Annotated in this window: 13 protein-coding genes; 12 read left to right on the forward strand and 1 reads right to left on the reverse strand. The window is 38.7% G+C overall.

The window, feature by feature from the left end:
* Positions 1-121: 121 nt before the first annotated feature.
* The 9 genes from PQO05_RS07820 to PQO05_RS07860 all read left to right on the forward strand — a co-directional run bounded on the left by PQO05_RS07820 (position 122) and on the right by PQO05_RS07860 (position 9,803).
* Positions 122-1,282, forward strand: coding sequence for a glycosyltransferase (locus PQO05_RS07820; RefSeq protein WP_273632141.1), 1,161 nt, complete (start codon positions 122-124; stop codon positions 1,280-1,282).
* 38 nt (positions 1,283-1,320) lie between these two features.
* The gene (locus tag PQO05_RS07825; protein WP_273632142.1) at positions 1,321-2,457 is read left to right on the forward strand and encodes an XrtY-associated glycosyltransferase XYAG1; all 1,137 of its coding nucleotides are present in this window, start codon (positions 1,321-1,323) and stop codon (positions 2,455-2,457) included.
* Between the two features lie 113 nt (positions 2,458-2,570).
* Positions 2,571-3,359, forward strand: coding sequence for a glycosyltransferase family 2 protein (locus PQO05_RS07830; RefSeq protein WP_273632143.1), 789 nt, complete (start codon positions 2,571-2,573; stop codon positions 3,357-3,359).
* Positions 3,360-3,379: 20 nt separating this feature from the next.
* Positions 3,380-3,946, forward strand: a complete 567-nt coding sequence (locus PQO05_RS07835; protein ID WP_273632144.1) for a WcaF family extracellular polysaccharide biosynthesis acetyltransferase — start codon at positions 3,380-3,382, stop codon at positions 3,944-3,946.
* The gene (locus tag PQO05_RS07840) at positions 3,937-5,205 is read left to right on the forward strand and encodes a WcaI family glycosyltransferase (RefSeq protein ID WP_273632145.1); all 1,269 of its coding nucleotides are present in this window, start codon (positions 3,937-3,939) and stop codon (positions 5,203-5,205) included. The genes PQO05_RS07835 and PQO05_RS07840 overlap by 10 nt, the downstream gene beginning before the upstream one ends.
* A 64-nt stretch (positions 5,206-5,269) precedes the next feature.
* Entirely contained in the window at positions 5,270-6,385 is a 1,116-nt protein-coding gene (gene gmd / locus PQO05_RS07845; protein WP_273632146.1) for a GDP-mannose 4,6-dehydratase, read from the forward strand.
* Between the two features lie 6 nt (positions 6,386-6,391).
* Positions 6,392-7,336: a GDP-L-fucose synthase gene (fcl, locus tag PQO05_RS07850; protein ID WP_273632147.1), complete on the forward strand. Its 945-nt coding sequence runs from the start codon at positions 6,392-6,394 to the stop codon at positions 7,334-7,336.
* A 51-nt stretch (positions 7,337-7,387) separates the two neighbouring features.
* The gene (locus tag PQO05_RS07855; protein ID WP_273632148.1) at positions 7,388-8,701 is read left to right on the forward strand and encodes a UDP-glucose dehydrogenase family protein; all 1,314 of its coding nucleotides are present in this window, start codon (positions 7,388-7,390) and stop codon (positions 8,699-8,701) included.
* Positions 8,702-8,822: 121 nt separating this feature from the next.
* Positions 8,823-9,803: a UDP-glucuronic acid decarboxylase family protein gene (locus PQO05_RS07860; protein WP_273632149.1), complete on the forward strand. Its 981-nt coding sequence runs from the start codon at positions 8,823-8,825 to the stop codon at positions 9,801-9,803.
* 47 nt (positions 9,804-9,850) lie between these two features.
* Here PQO05_RS07860 and PQO05_RS07865 read toward each other — a convergent pair whose 3' ends face one another.
* Positions 9,851-12,181: a hypothetical protein gene (locus PQO05_RS07865; RefSeq protein WP_273632150.1), complete on the reverse strand. Its 2,331-nt coding sequence runs from the start codon at positions 12,179-12,181 to the stop codon at positions 9,851-9,853.
* A gap of 119 nt (positions 12,182-12,300) precedes the next feature.
* Here PQO05_RS07865 and PQO05_RS07870 point away from each other — a divergent pair, with 119 nt between their 5' ends.
* The 3 genes from PQO05_RS07870 to rfbA are packed head-to-tail and all read left to right on the forward strand — an operon-like array spanning position 12,301 to position 14,635.
* Positions 12,301-12,900 carry a D-sedoheptulose-7-phosphate isomerase gene (locus PQO05_RS07870; protein WP_273632151.1) on the forward strand — a complete coding sequence of 200 codons (600 nt, stop codon included), beginning with the start codon at positions 12,301-12,303 and terminating at the stop codon, positions 12,898-12,900.
* 20 nt (positions 12,901-12,920) lie between these two features.
* The gene (gene rfbD / locus PQO05_RS07875) at positions 12,921-13,775 is read left to right on the forward strand and encodes a dTDP-4-dehydrorhamnose reductase (protein ID WP_273632152.1); all 855 of its coding nucleotides are present in this window, start codon (positions 12,921-12,923) and stop codon (positions 13,773-13,775) included.
* Positions 13,775-14,635 carry a glucose-1-phosphate thymidylyltransferase RfbA gene (gene rfbA / locus PQO05_RS07880; RefSeq protein WP_273632153.1) on the forward strand — a complete coding sequence of 287 codons (861 nt, stop codon included), beginning with the start codon at positions 13,775-13,777 and terminating at the stop codon, positions 14,633-14,635. Before rfbD ends, rfbA begins: the two co-directional genes overlap by 1 nt.
* The last annotated feature ends 95 nt before the right edge of the window (positions 14,636-14,730 follow it).

Below are 14,730 nucleotides of genomic sequence, written 5' to 3' on the forward strand. Positions count from 1 at the left end.
GTTTCGTATAGCATCTTTTTCTGATGTACTTGTTAAGTCATTTGAAGCTGACCTGCTGTGTTTTTAAGAAAATTCTAAGGTTAAATATGGTTCATAAAGAATCAATAAGTAGAATATAGGTATGCACATCGTTTTCCTTACACACCCAACTTTTCTCGGCTCGCAAAGTATGCCTCGGTTTGCCAAAATGTTAGTAGATGGGATGACGCAGGCTGGCCATAAGGTAGAGGTCTGGGCACCCCAACCCAAGGTTTATGATTTGCCCTTACCTAGTTCTCTAAAAAAATGGGCGGGTTATATCGATCAATATATCATCTTTCCGGCTTGGATGAAAAAGACCATTAAAAATTATGACGCTGATACTTTGTTCGTTTTTACTGATCATGCTTTAGGCCCATGGGTGCCATTGGCTGCAAACAGGCCTCACGTAATTCATTGTCACGACTTTTTGGCGCAGCGGTCTGCACAGGGTGAGATAGCGGAAAATCCGACAAGTTACACAGGTAAAAAGTACCAGTCTTACATTAAACAAGGTTATAAAGCGGGTAAGAACTTTATTTCAGTTTCCAGGAAAACACAGGAGGATTTACATCGTTTCTTAGGGTTTGTGCCCGCGGTTTCAGAGGTTGTTTATAATGGTTTAAATACTTTTTTTAAACCCGCAAATATATCTGAGGCGCGCGCAGTAATTGGAAATGAAATAGGAGTAACCCTCACCAATGGCTATTTGCTGCACGTTGGAGGTAACCAATGGTATAAAAATCGGATCGGTGTTATAGAAATATACGATGCCTGGCGTAAAAATAGCAATAACAATTTACCACTCGTTATGATAGGCGCACCCGCTAATGGTAAATTAAAAGAGTGTTATAATGCATCTCCTTATTCTGAAGATATCTATTTGTTAACAGGCAAAGATGACAGTTTTGTAAAGCAGGCTTATATTGGAGCATCGGTGTTTTTATTTCCCTCATTGGCAGAGGGTTTCGGCTGGCCCATTGCAGAAGCCATGGCATCGGGTATACCCACTATTACAACCAGCGAGGGGCCAATGAATGAGGTGGGTGGCGACGCTGCATTTTATATTTCAAGGCGACCTTTGACTAATTCGGGTGCATGGGCCGAGGATGCTTCTTCTATATTAAGCGATGTAATATCACTTAATGAAGCAGGCCGAGAAAATGCGATAGATGCGGGGTTGGAACATGTAAAGCAATTTGATATGAAAATCGCTATTCGCCAAATCGAAGGTATTTATCAAGATGTTCTTGGCAGAGGCTAAAAATAAGCTATTATCAATATTATCAATCTCCGTTAATCATGAAAATTCTTTTTATAGTTCCTTCTTACAAGCCCGCTTATGTTTACGGCGGACCAATTGAATCTGTAGCAAAACTTTGCGAAGGGATTGTTAAAGCGGGACACGAGGTTGAAGTATACACTACCGCAGCAAACGGAAAAACCGAATTGGATGTAACCTTAGGCAAAAAAATAGGTGTCGATGGCGTTAAGGTGACTTACTTTAAACGTATTACCAAAGATCATACGCATATTTCACCAGCACTATGGCAGCATTTAGCCCGTACAGTTAAACAATATGATATTGTTCATATTCAATCATGGTGGAGTCCTTTGGTTATAGTAGCGGCTTATATTTGTTATCACAAGAACGTAAAGCTTATAGTTTCACCTCGGGGTATGTTAAGCAATTACATCATTAATTCTGGAAAAAGTAAAGCAAAAAAAATTATTCATAAAGTCGCTGGAAAGTTTATTTTGAGCAAGGCGATCTTTCACGCCACATCTGATGCCGAATATAAGGAATGCATAGACTTGATACCCGGTTGGAAAGGATTTATGCTTCCTAACATACTTTCTCTACCACCCGTACCGGTAAATGAATATAAAAATGATGTATTCACATTGATTTTTATGTCCCGTATCCATCCTAAAAAAGGATTGGAAATTTTGTTTGACGCTATCAGTCAGCTAAAGGATCCGGTAAAACTTAAAATCGCAGGCTCGGGTGAAGAAAGTTATATTGATGAACTGAAAAGTTTAGCTAAAAGACTTAATATATCTTCCAAGGTTGAATGGCTGGGGTGGAAAAGCAGGGAAGAAAAATTTATTGAATTGATACATGCTGATTTATTTACGCTGATCTCATTTAACGAAAATTTTGCGAACGTAGTTATAGAATCTCTTCATGTGGGCACACCGGTACTAGTATCTGAAAATGTGGCACTGTCTGATTTTGTGAAAGCCAAAGATATGGGGTGGGTAACAACGTTAGATGTTAATAATGTAGTTGCACAATTGAGTAATGCCATAAACAATAAAGCAAAACGATTGCAAATACGGCAAACCGGCAATTTGATTATAGAAAACAATTTTGCAGCTGAAAAGCTAATTGCCGACTATATCAACGAATATGCTATTTGCTTATCAAAAAATTAATATCTTGTAAATATTATAACGCAGTAATCATAGCTGTTTAGTATTTATAACTAATGGCTTTTTTAATTGAAATATTTATAATTAATGAAACGTAATAATTATCTTTGGTGGGAATGGAAACCGTAAAGCAGCAAGTTTTACAGGCGCTCATACTAACCAAAAATGAAGAGCCCAATATTAAGAGAGTTTTGGATAAGCTCACTTGGATTGATCATATTTTGGTGATAGACAGTTACAGTGACGATCAAACCATTTCCATATTAAAATCTTATCCAAACGTGCAGATTGAATATCGCAAGTTTGATACGTTTGCTCAGCAATGTAATTTCGGTCTTGGTTTAATTAATAGCGAATGGGTTTTAAGCCTTGATGCCGATTACGTGTTAACGGATGAATTTATTGAAGAAACTAAGCAGTTTGTGGCTACAGATACCAATAAGGTTGCTTATAATACCCGGTTCGAATTTTTGATCTATGGTAAAAAATTATTAAGTAACAATACTACCCCACGGCCGGTACTTTTTAAAAAGCAACATGGCAGTTATTTCGATGATGGGCATGCACACCGGCTGGAGATACAAGGTGAAATTGGAGATTATAAAGGCAAAATACTGCATGATGATAGAAAGTCATTAAGCAGGTGGCTTAGCAACCAGGATGGTTATTCGATTAGGGAATGTGATAAATTGCTGAATCTGGATACTAACGGCGGCAATTCGTTGATCAACAGGTTTAGGAGGACTAAAGTGCTGGCACCATTTTTTGTATTCTTTTATTGCCTTTTTGTTAAAGGGCTTATTTTTAATGGTTGGGCAGGCTGGTATTATACCCTGCAGCGTACCATGGTAGAAATGCTTTTTGCCTTGCGACTAATGGAAGCAGAAGACCTCAAAAATACATAAATTTCCGTGTAGTAAAACGAATGAGCTCAATAGAATTAACATCACGCGTACAACTCGGTAACTTTACAGGTAAAGGCTTCAACCGTGGAGCGAGCAAGGCTAAAGAAACGGTTTGGTATTTATTAAAGATGCTGTTTTTTTTAAGTGCTTTCCCTTACCCCAGTTCTTTTAAAGTAAAATTGTTACGATTATTTGGGGCAAAGGTGGGTAAAGGGTTGGTAATTAAACCACGCGTAAATATTCACTTTCCGTGGAAACTTAATATTGGGAATGATGTTTGGATTGGTGAAGAAGCGATGTTGCTTAATTTCGAATTATTAACTATCGGCAATGACGTATGCGTTTCGCAAAGGGCATTTCTTTGCGGGGGGAATCATAATTACAAAGATCCAACTATGCCTTACCGTAATGGTACAATAACGTTAAAAGACGGTTCATGGGTTGGTGCAAGTTGTTTTATTGCACCTGGAGTTACTATTGGAGTAGATACAGTAGTTTCAGCAGGGTCTGTTATTACATCCGATTTGAATTCTAATAGTATTTATAAGGGTAATCCGGCAGTATTTATTAAAGAACGATGGGCATAAAAAAAGTTCTGTTAATAGGTCATAATTTTTCACCTGAACCTACTGGTATTGGTAAGTATAACGGTGAGATGATAGCCTGGCTGGCATCTCATGGCTATGATTGTACAGTAGTAACCACATTTCCGTACTACCCGCAGTGGAAAGTGCAGGCCCCGTACCATAATAAATGGTGGTGGTATAAAAAGGAGATTTTAAAAGAACCGGGTAAGACCGATGTTACCATTTATCGTTGCCCGTCTTACACACCTGCTGATCCGACAGGCAAAAAAAGAATGATTCAGGATATGTCATTTTGGAGTTCCAAAATATGGCAGATTTTGAAACTGGTTGCATTGAGAAAGAAATTCGATCTGATTATTACCGTTGCCCCGCCATTTCATCTTGCTTTTTTAGGTCTAATGGTTCGTAAGCTTACCGGTGGTAAGTTGATTTACCACGTTCAGGATCTGCAAATTGAGGCGGCACAGGATTTAAATATTCTGTCTAACCAAACGATGTTTAGTCGTTTGTACAAGATGGAGAAAAATATTTTGGACGGTGCTGATTATGTAAGCAGTATATCTGACGGCATGATCAAAAAGATTGAAGAAAAGGTTGATAAGAAAGTGATATTTTTCCCTAACTGGGCCGATACCTCTTATTTTTATCCGCTTGACGACAGGCAAACATTGAAAACTAAGTGGGGGTTTTCAGCAGATGATGTTGTATATTTATACTCGGGTGCTATAGGTGAAAAGCAGGGGCTCGAAAATATTATTTTTGCTGCCGAACAAGTTCAGCATGATAATCATATCAAATTCGTAATCTGCGGTTCGGGGCCATATAAAGAAAAACTGATTGAACTTGCCGAAGCAAGGGCATTAAAAAACGTCAGTTTTTTACCTGTTCAGGAAAAAGATGTGTTCAATAAATTTCTGAACATGGCCGATTTTCATCTTGTACTACAAAAGTCAAATGCCGGTGATCTGGTAATGCCCTCAAAGCTTACAACAATACTGGCGGTTGGCGGCGTAAGCATTGTTACTGCAGCACAAGACACATCACTGCACAACGTTGTAGAGAAATATAATGTAGGTTATATTATACCACCCGAGGATCATGTCGCTCTTGCCAATAAAATAACGGAAGTGAAAGCAGATTTAAATGTTGAACTTAAAAGGGCGAATTCGCGTCAGTATGCAATTCAGTATTTAAATATCGATCGTATTATGCAAAGTTTTATCGATAATGTATCTGTTACAGAAAAAGAAATTGCATAAATAGAATAAATTTGAACACAGAACATTTTACATGTTGCTGTTATAAAATATAGTCACCTTATAAATGAAAAAAATAGCATTAATAACAGGAGTAACCGGCCAGGATGGTGCGTACCTGGCTGATTTATTATTATCAAAAGGATACGAAGTGCATGGTATCAAACGCAGAAGTTCACTGTTTAACACAGACAGGATTGATCATTTGTACCAGGATCCGCATGAGTCGAATAAAAACTTCTTCCTTCATTATGGTGACTTGTCAGATTCTACTAACATTATCCGTATAGTACAGCAAGTACAGCCTGATGAGATTTATAACCTCGGGGCAATGTCACACGTGCAGGTAAGTTTCGAAACTCCTGAATATACTGCTAATGCCGATGGTATTGGTACATTAAGAGTATTAGAAGCTGTACGTTTGTTAGGATTAACAAAAAAGACCAAAATATACCAGGCTTCAACTTCCGAACTTTATGGTTTGGTACAAGCTGTTCCACAGTCAGAAACCACACCTTTTTATCCGCGCTCGCCTTATGCAGTAGCTAAATTATACGGTTACTGGATCACGGTTAACTACCGCGAAGCTTATGATATGTATGCTTGCAATGGTATATTGTTTAACCACGAAAGCCCGTTAAGAGGTGAAACCTTTGTAACACGCAAAATAACACGTGCCGTAGCTAAAATAGCTTTGAGCCTGCAAGATAAACTGTATTTGGGTAACCTTGACGCACAACGCGACTGGGGCCATGCTAAAGATTATGTTGAGGCAATGTACCTGATACTGCAACAAGAGAAACCAGAAGATTTTGTAATTGCTACCGGTATTACCACTCACGTTCGCGACTTTGTACGTATGGCATTTGGTGAAGTAGGCATCGTAGTTGAATTTAAAGGCGAAGGTGTTGATGAAAAAGGTTATGTAGTAAGCTGCAGTAACCCAGACTATCAGGTTGAGATCGGTAAAGAAGTGGTAGCTGTTGATCCTAAGTATTTCAGACCTACTGAAGTTGATCTGTTAATTGGCGACCCAACAAAATGTAACGAAAAACTGGGTTGGAAACCTAAATACGATCTTAAAGCTTTAGTGAGCGAAATGGTAGTATCTGATGTTGAGCTATTCCAGCGCGAAAAATTATTAAAAGCCTCAGGCTACAGCATTAAAAACCAGTACGAATAAGCATTTATGGAAAAAAATGCCAAAATATATATTGCCGGTCACCGTGGTATGGTTGGTTCTGCCATATATCGCAAACTCGAAAAAGAAGGTTATCACAATATTTTAACACGTGTATCGTCAGAGCTGGATCTCCGCGACCAGAAAGCAGTAGCTGATTTTTTTGAACAGGAAAAACCTGACTACGTTTTCTTAGCAGCTGCTAAAGTAGGGGGTATTGTAGCAAATAATACCTATCGTGCCGAATTTTTGTATGATAACCTGCAGATCCAAAATAACATTATCAATTCGGCCTATGTAAATGGGGTTAAAAAACTAATGTTCTTAGGTTCAAGTTGTATATATCCTAAAATGGCGCCACAGCCATTAAAGGAAGACTATTTACTAACAGGCACGCTCGAAGAAACTAACGAACCTTATGCAATAGCCAAAATTGCTGGTATCAAAATGTGCGATGCTTACCGCGATCAGTTCGGTTGTAATTACATCTCAGTAATGCCTACTAATTTATATGGCTATAATGATAATTACCACCCGCAAAACTCACATGTTTTGCCTGCATTAATCCGCCGCTTTCATGAGGCTAAAGAAAATAGTGCGGCTGATGTAACCATCTGGGGAACAGGATCTCCAAAACGCGAATTTTTGTTTGCAGATGACCTTGCTGAGGCCTGTTTTTATCTGATGCAGAACTATGACGAGAAAGGTCTCGTAAATATCGGTACAGGCGAAGATATTAGTATTAAGGATCTTGCCCTGCTGGTTAAAAAAATTGTGGGTTACGAAGGCGAAATTAAGTTTGATACCTCTAAGCCCGATGGCACGCCACGTAAGTTAATGGATGTTACCAAATTGCATAGCAAAGGCTGGAAACATACCATTGAACTGGAACAAGGAATTGTTTTAGCTTACCAGGATTTTTTAACAAAATGGCAAACAGCATCGGCAAATTAAAACAACATTCAATTTAAATATTAAAAATATCCTTTTTTAAAACGAACAATCATGAAGATAGCAGTAGTAGGCACAGGTTATGTAGGCCTTGTAACGGGTACTTGTTTAGCAGAAACAGGTAACGATGTAGTCTGTGTAGATATTAATGTACAAAAAGTAGAAAAAATGAAGGCAGGTGAACTGCCTATCTATGAGCCAGGCCTTGAGCAATTATTTCATCGCAACATAAGCCAGGACAGGTTACATTTTACAACTAACCTTGCAGAAGCTATTGCCGAAGCAAAAATCATTTTCCTGGCGCTTCCTACGCCTCCGGGTGGTGATGGCGCTGCCGACCTGAGCTACGTCTTAGGTGCCGCTAAAGACATTGCCAAAATAATTACTGACTATAAAGTTATCGTTACCAAATCAACAGTACCAGTTGGTACAGCCGATAAAGTAAGAGCTGTTATGTCTCCTGAAACAAGTATAGAATTTGCCGTAGTTTCAAACCCTGAATTTTTAAGAGAAGGTGTTGCGGTTGAAGATTTCATGAAACCAGACAGAGTTGTTGTTGGTACTACAGACGAAAGAGCACGCAAATTAATGGGTGAACTTTATGCACCTTATGTTCGTCAGGGTAACCCGGTTATCTTCATGGACGAGCGTTCTTCAGAATTAACCAAATATGCTGCTAACTCATTCCTGGCAACCAAAATATCTTTCATGAACGAGATCGCTAATATGTGCGAGCTTGTTGGTGCTGATGTTGATATGGTACGCCGTGGTATTGGTGCCGATGAGCGTATAGGTAAACGTTTCTTATTTGCCGGTATCGGTTATGGCGGTAGCTGTTTCCCTAAAGATGTACAGGCCCTTGCCAAATCGGCCGAAGAACATAACTATGACTTTAAGATCTTAAACTCTGTAATGAGTGTTAACGAGATCCAGAAAAAAGTACTGGTTGAAAAAGTTAAGAAATATTACAACGGCGATATCAAAGGCAAGCATTTTGCCCTTTGGGGTTTAGCGTTTAAACCAGAAACTGATGATATCCGCGAGGCACCGGCATTGTACATCATTGATGAGCTGATTGATGCAGGCGCTACTGTTACTGCATTTGACCCTGAGGCTATGCCTAATATCAAAGCTACAGTAGGTGATAAAATTGCTTATGGCACCAATGCTTATGATACACTTGAAAACGCGGATGCATTATTGATCTTAACAGAGTGGTCATTATTCAGAACCCCTGATTTTGATAAATTAAGCACAACCCTTAACAGTAAAGTTATTTTTGATGGCCGTAACCTTTATGATACTGAGAAAATGGTTGATTTAGGTTTTTACTACAACAGTATCGGTAGAAAAGTAGTAGGTAAATAGTGTAGTGTATAGATCATAGTTCATAGCAGATTAGCCGAAGGCTTTTTTACTATAAACCATGATCTGTTAGCTATAAACTAATTAATAAATTAACAAATTACCAATCATAAAAAAGGTAACTATGTCAAGAAAACGAATACTAATTACCGGAGCTGCCGGCTTCTTAGGCTCGCACCTGTGCGATAGATTTATCAAAGAAGATTATCATGTAATCGCGATGGATAACCTGATTACAGGCGACCTACGTAACATTGAGCATCTGTTCAAATTAGAAAACTTCGAGTTTTACAATCACGATGTTTCTAAGTTTGTACACGTTCCTGGTGACTTGCATTACATATTGCACTTTGCATCACCGGCCAGCCCTATTGATTATTTAAAGATCCCGATCCAAACTTTAAAGGTAGGTTCGTTAGGCACACATAACCTATTAGGTTTAGCAAAAGCCAAAGGTGCCCGTATGCTTATCGCCTCAACTTCAGAAGTATATGGCGACCCTAACGTTAACCCACAACCCGAAGAATATTGGGGTAATGTAAACCCGGTAGGCCCACGCGGTGTGTATGATGAAGCTAAACGTTTCCAGGAAGCTATTACTATGGCTTACCATACTTTCCACGGGGTTGAAACCCGCATTATACGTATCTTCAATACGTACGGACCACGTATGCGCCTGAATGACGGACGCGTATTACCTGCATTTATCGGTCAGGCTTTACGCGGCGAACCATTAACTGTATTTGGTGATGGCTCACAAACCCGTTCATTCTGTTATGTGGATGATCTGGTAGAAGGCATTTACCGTTTACTGCATAGTGATTACGCACAGCCAATGAATATTGGTAACCCTGATGAGATCACTATCCGTCAGTTTGGTGAAGAGATCATCAAGCTCACTGGTACCGATCAGGAACTGATCAGTTTACCATTGCCAACAGATGATCCAAAACAACGTCGTCCAGATATTACTAAGGCAAAAGCAATTCTGGGTTGGGAGCCGAAGGTGGGCCGTGCGGAAGGTTTAAAAATTACATATGAGTACTTTAAATCACTGCCTGAACACGAAATAAAGCACAAGGACTTTACGTATTACAACAAGTAAAATTTCTTTATAATAAAAAAGCCCCGTAGTAATACAGGGCTTTTTTATTATAAAGAAATTTTAATATTTTGTTCTTTAATACTATCAAGATTTATAATTTTCCAGCGATGAATGCCACTGTGATAGCTTTCGTCGTTGTGATATAAATACACTTCATTGGTATTAGTTTTAATAATTGCAGCCGAAAACGCATTACCTGCCATCATTGGAGGCGCCTCGATATTTTTATTATCAAGCCCTGTTACGCCGAACTGGCCTACAAACAAACCATTATCATAAATATGGTTCCATTTATTTACTTGGGTTCCCTGCCAACCCTCACCATAATATCCCCAAAATATATTTTTCGTCATTAAGAGGGTTACGCTGCCGGAATAGTGCGTGTTTCTATTGTCAAATGCTCCATCCAAAGGGTATATCCCTTTATAGTTTGCGGGAGTTCCAATGGCTGTTTTCCAAAACCATTTGTTTTGCCCCAATTTAATACCTCCTAAATGCCAGTTAGGTAGGTTGGTGTCGGCGCGGGTATTATCATATACAACTAAAATATTTGATTGAGTAATATCGGCAGCATGGTAAATATTCAAATTGGTTCGCTTAATAGGATCCCCATTACGTATGGTTAACGACAGGAGAATTTGATCATCTCCCCATAGCGGATTGTTATCGCTGTCAAATCCTTTAAGTTCTCTTTTCTTCCAAGCAGCCTGTTGATTTGATGTTAGCACTTCAGTTCGTACTGAACCGTCTGGATAAAGTTGACTGTTAATGTTACCTAATACGGTGTTACTAATTCTTAAATTTCCTTTTTTAGGAAGTTCGGCTATAAGCCAATCTTTGTTTTTATTATCAAATATTGTAAAATAAGTATGACCATTATTTAGCGTGACAACCGAATGCATACGTTTGTATTTATCGTCGAGGCTCGCTGGAATATTAGCTCCCCAGTTTTTTACTAAGGTCCAAGAGTTATTGCGTGGCTTTAATGGTTTTGTGTAATCTATTTTAAATTCAAGATAATCAGAAAATATTCTTGTAGGATTATTGAAGTCCACAGCCATACTATATGATCTGCTTAAAAACATTAGGTTATTAATAAATGTTAAATTGTTGCTATAATGTTGTAATCTGCAGTTACCAGCATCCTCGACCCAGAAGGAACCATTAGCTTCAAATGCGATAGTTGAGCTGAACTCCCCCCGTTTATCACTAAAATAGAATTTATCATTGCTTACATCCGGCGTTTCATAGTATCCCCCTTTTTTTCCATACGTCCATTTGAGTGCCGCATTACTAATATCAAAGGCTTTTAATTGTTGACTATTTCCAGCATCAGCAACTAAGAGTATTCGATTGTCCGGCGAGACAGCCATTGCCACCGGGTTTTCTATGTTTTGTATTACGATATTTGTGTTAATTAAATCGCCATCTTTGCCAACTTTGAACTTGCCGATTACCCGCCGCCCTTTGGCGTTATAACGTAGCCATAGGTTATTATCGTTATCTATAGTGATTAAGCCGGGCGAATCAATATGTACAGATTTAACGATAAATCCGTTTGTTTTATTCAGTACGTCAATCGTATTTAATTTCTGATGTGTCACAAATAAAAAAGAACTTCTTGTTTGTACAGCTAGGCCGGTAATAGTCGAACCATTCTTCTTGATAACATCGATTGCACTTTGGAAGGTTCTCGCATATTTTGTTTTCACAATCTGACCAAATTCAAAGTTAGCTTCAGCATCATTACTACAATAAGTACCATAAACAAAGCTGTTGCTATCAATATTGGCATCGTTGCCTGCCCAGTAAACTGTTTTGCCATCTGTGGCAACAAAAAGTGCAGTAATACCTTTATTTAATATGGCTTGTTTACTGTATGGATTATCCACATTAAACTTAAATGTTGCCGTATTTTGCTCATTATAATGGGTTGTATAATAGGCTACGCCATTTGCAATAGCGATTGAATTTAGTGCATCCATTGAATGCATTACACTTGGCCCGGATAAAGAGTCAGACGTGTTACCAATTACACCTTCCCACTTGTATTTAACATTATTTGACAAAACTTTAACTATATATGTACCAGGTTTTGCGGGTAGCCCTTCGTCATCTTTTCCATCCCAATCAGCGCTATGGTGGCCCGCGTCAAAATAAGTTCCGCTCCAAAGAGTTCTGATCAGTGTGCTATCTTTTGCAAAAACACCAGCACTAGTTTTAGCTCCTTGTGCTAACGAAAACGAAAAAGTTCTGTTGGCTCCGTTAGTTTGAGCAACGCAGACATTGAAATTCAGGAATACAAATGATATGATGAGAGTGGAAATATGGAATGCACTCCTGGAGAGAGTTATAAAAAATGATTTGTAATTCAGCATAAATGTGTTTAAACGATCTTATTCTTTTCTATTTAGAACTTAATTTTCTAACCGAAATTATTTCATACTTTCGAAAATAATTTGATAAAGTTTATAAATATCGGAGTCAACGTATTTTCATGTTATCTTTAATAAAATCACAAATTAGTAAATCCATCGATACGAAAAAGGCCTTGTTAGATAGTGAAGATTTACTAGGACAAATCAATGAGGCTGTAGAACTAATTATTCGCGCTTATCAAAGTAAGCATAAAACTTTAGTTGCCGGAAATGGCGGGAGCGCGGCGGATGCTCAGCATATCGCAGGTGAGTTAGTAGCGCGTTTTTATTTTGACCGCCCTGGACTATCTTCCATGGCCTTATCTACCGACACGTCTGTCCTTACAGCCATTGGTAACGATTATGGTTTTGAACATTTGTTTTCGCGCCAGATTGAAGCGCACGGAAATGAAGGTGACGTGTTTATCGGCTTATCCACTTCAGGCAATTCGCCTAACATTATAAAAGCTTTAGAAATATGTAAACAAAAGAGCATTAAAACAATTGGCCTATCAGGTGCGGACGGAGGCAAAATGGCTAGCATTTGTGATATCTGTATTAAAGTACCTTCGTCAGAAACGCCAAGAATACAGGAATCTCATATTTTAATAGGGCACATAATTTGCTATCTTGTCGAAGAAACACTTTTTGGGCACCTTAATCCCAAATCTAAGGGATAATCAAACTACGTAAATTAATAATGAATACAACTCTAGTATTTGGAGGCTCGGGGCAATTAGGCCATTGTTTGCAGGCTGTAGCAAATAGAATTAGCTTTGAAGGAATCATATTTCCACCGGAAGGCGAAGCCAATATTCTTGATGTCGAAGCCTTAACCATCTTGTTCGAAAAACATAAACCCGCATACAGCATTAATTGTGCTGCTTACACTGCGGTTGATAAAGCAGAAGATGAACTTGACGCAGCCCGTAAGGTAAACCGTGACGGCGCCGAAAACCTGGCCAAACTTTGTACAAAGTTTAACTGCACGCTAATACAGATTTCAACTGATTTTGTATTTGAAGGCAACATCCCCAAATTACTTAATGAAGATGATGCGGCTTCGCCCATAAGTGTGTATGGTTTAACTAAATTGGAGGGAGAGCAGGCAGTTACTGCTAATGCCAGTAAACACTATACCATACGTACCAGTTGGTTATACTCAGAATACGGCAATAATTTTGTTAAAACCATGCTTAAACTGGGTGCAGACAGAAGCGAATTGAATATTATTGCCGATCAGGTGGGCACGCCAACTTATGCAATTGATTTGGCTGGGGCCATATTGCACATTGTCAATAATGACAATCATCAATATGGTATTTATCATTACAGCAATGAAGGGGTTACCTCATGGTACGATTTTGCGGTAGGTATATTTGATATAGCAAACGTTAAAATCAAGGTAAACCCAATTAAAACTTCGCAATATCCTACCAAAGCAACCAGGCCGAAATTTTCGGCAATGGATAAATCGAAAATAAAGTCAACTTTTAATCTCTCAATTCCGTATTGGAGAGATAGTTTAATAGCATGTATTAAAGAACTGAGATAATGAAAGGAATTATACTTGCCGGTGGATCTGGTACCCGTTTATACCCTATAACCAAGGCCATAAGTAAGCAACTGATGCCTATTTATGACAAGCCAATGATTTACTATCCATTATCGGTTTTAATGTTGGCCGATATTAAGGAAATATTGATTATTACCACACCAGAAGATAATGCCGGGTTTAAGCGCCTTTTAGGCGACGGTAAAGAACTGGGATGCCGTTTTGAGTACGCGGTGCAGGAAAACCCGAACGGGCTTGCACAGGCCTTTGTGATAGGCGAAGAATTTATTGGTGATGATAAAGTAGCGCTGATATTGGGCGATAACATTTTCCACGGTACCGGTTTTGGCGAGCTGATCCGCAGTTTTAATGATGTTGATGGTGCGGCGATATTTGCGTATGCTGTATCTGATCCTGAAAGATATGGTGTGGTAGAGTTTGATAAGGACTATAAGGCTGTATCTATTGAGGAGAAACCTATAGAGCCAAAATCCAACTATGCTGTACCCGGATTGTATTTTTACGACAATAGTGTAGTAGAGATAGCTAAAAATATTAAACCATCTCCGCGTGGCGAATACGAAATTACTGATGTAAATAAATATTATTTAGAGCAAGATAACCTGCACATTGGTGTAATGGATCGTGGAACTGCCTGGTTAGATACAGGTACATTTGATTCATTGAGCGATGCCACGGAGTTTGTGCGTGTAATTGAAAAGCGTCAGGCTACTAAAATTGGTTGTATTGAAGAAATAGCCTATCGCCGTGGCTTTATAAACCGCGATGAGTTAAATGCTGTTGCTGCTAAATATATAAAAAGCGGTTACGGACAATATCTATTGAAGCTTCAGGATTAACATCCGCTAATTTTCGAAAAAAGGCCGGCTCTTGTAGCTGGCCTTTTTATCTCAGTATAGTTTACATCATCAATTGCATTGAACAAAAACAATAA

Origin of the sequence: Mucilaginibacter jinjuensis (assembly GCF_028596025.1) — a bacterium.
In the GTDB taxonomy this organism is placed as follows: domain Bacteria; phylum Bacteroidota; class Bacteroidia; order Sphingobacteriales; family Sphingobacteriaceae; genus Mucilaginibacter; species Mucilaginibacter jinjuensis.

Bases quoted from the DNA above. Each gene is read 5' to 3' on its own strand.
- rfbD (WP_273632152.1), top strand. From the start codon at position 12,921: ATGAATACAACTCTAGTATTTGGAGGCTCGGGGCAATTAGGCCATTGT.
- PQO05_RS07870 (WP_273632151.1), top strand. From the start codon at position 12,301: ATGTTATCTTTAATAAAATCACAAATTAGTAAATCCATCGATACGAAA.
- gmd (WP_273632146.1), top strand. From the start codon at position 5,270: ATGAAAAAAATAGCATTAATAACAGGAGTAACCGGCCAGGATGGTGCG.
- PQO05_RS07825 (WP_273632142.1), top strand. From the start codon at position 1,321: ATGAAAATTCTTTTTATAGTTCCTTCTTACAAGCCCGCTTATGTTTAC.
- fcl (WP_273632147.1), top strand. From the start codon at position 6,392: ATGGAAAAAAATGCCAAAATATATATTGCCGGTCACCGTGGTATGGTT.
- PQO05_RS07840 (WP_273632145.1), top strand. From the start codon at position 3,937: ATGGGCATAAAAAAAGTTCTGTTAATAGGTCATAATTTTTCACCTGAA.
- PQO05_RS07865 (WP_273632150.1), bottom strand. From the start codon at position 12,181: ATGCTGAATTACAAATCATTTTTTATAACTCTCTCCAGGAGTGCATTC.
- PQO05_RS07820 (WP_273632141.1), top strand. From the start codon at position 122: ATGCACATCGTTTTCCTTACACACCCAACTTTTCTCGGCTCGCAAAGT.
- PQO05_RS07860 (WP_273632149.1), top strand. From the start codon at position 8,823: ATGTCAAGAAAACGAATACTAATTACCGGAGCTGCCGGCTTCTTAGGC.
- PQO05_RS07830 (WP_273632143.1), top strand. From the start codon at position 2,571: ATGGAAACCGTAAAGCAGCAAGTTTTACAGGCGCTCATACTAACCAAA.
- PQO05_RS07855 (WP_273632148.1), top strand. From the start codon at position 7,388: ATGAAGATAGCAGTAGTAGGCACAGGTTATGTAGGCCTTGTAACGGGT.
- PQO05_RS07835 (WP_273632144.1), top strand. From the start codon at position 3,380: ATGAGCTCAATAGAATTAACATCACGCGTACAACTCGGTAACTTTACA.
- rfbA (WP_273632153.1), top strand. From the start codon at position 13,775: ATGAAAGGAATTATACTTGCCGGTGGATCTGGTACCCGTTTATACCCT.